This window comes from Halorubrum rutilum (assembly GCF_042665015.1).
Classification (GTDB): Archaea; Halobacteriota; Halobacteria; order Halobacteriales; family Haloferacaceae; genus Halorubrum; species Halorubrum rutilum.
This window is the reverse complement of sequence record NZ_JBHTBL010000004.1, coordinates 46,760-47,335: the sequence shown is the minus strand read 5'-3', so window position 1 is coordinate 47,335 and position 576 is coordinate 46,760. Positions and strand designations below refer to the sequence as shown.

The 576-nt window shown below is 80.6% G+C and carries 1 pseudogene; it reads left to right on the top strand.

The features are described from left to right. Window positions 1-576, top strand: a pseudogene (locus tag ACFQMF_RS04470) (exonuclease RecJ); the annotation flags it as partial.

The window sequence follows — 576 nt, the reverse complement described above, 5'->3', positions numbered from 1 at the left end:
ACGCCGCGGAGGCGTCGGAGCTCGTCCGCCGGCGGCCCGGCGTCGCGATCCCGACCGCGGATCTCGCGGACGGACTCGCGGCGTCGACGCTCGTCCGGACGCCGTACTCCGGCGACACGGAGGGCGCGCGCGCCGCGCTCGCTGAGCTCGGACTCCCGGCCGAGCTCGACGACGACGCCCGGCGACGCCTCGCGTCGCTGGTCGCCGTCGACGTCGCGGACGCGGACGGGGCGATCGCGCGGGCCGCCTCCGCGGTCGAGCGCGCGCTCCGTCCGTACGAGGCGGTCGGGGACGCGGCGCCGTTCGAGACGGTCGGCGGCTACGCCGACGTCCTTGACGCGCTGGCCCGCGAGGCCCCCGGCACGGGGGTCGCGCTGGCGCTCGCCGCCGACCCGGGCGACGACCTCGCGACCGCCGCGCTCGACGCGTGGCGCTCGCACGGACTGGCGGCGCACCGCGCGCTCGACGCCGCGACGACCGGCCGGTACGACGGCTGCGTCGTCGTCCGCGCCGACGTCGGGGCGGGCGTCGGCGCCGGCCGCGCCGAAGATGGCGACGCCGCGGGCGACGCGGCGA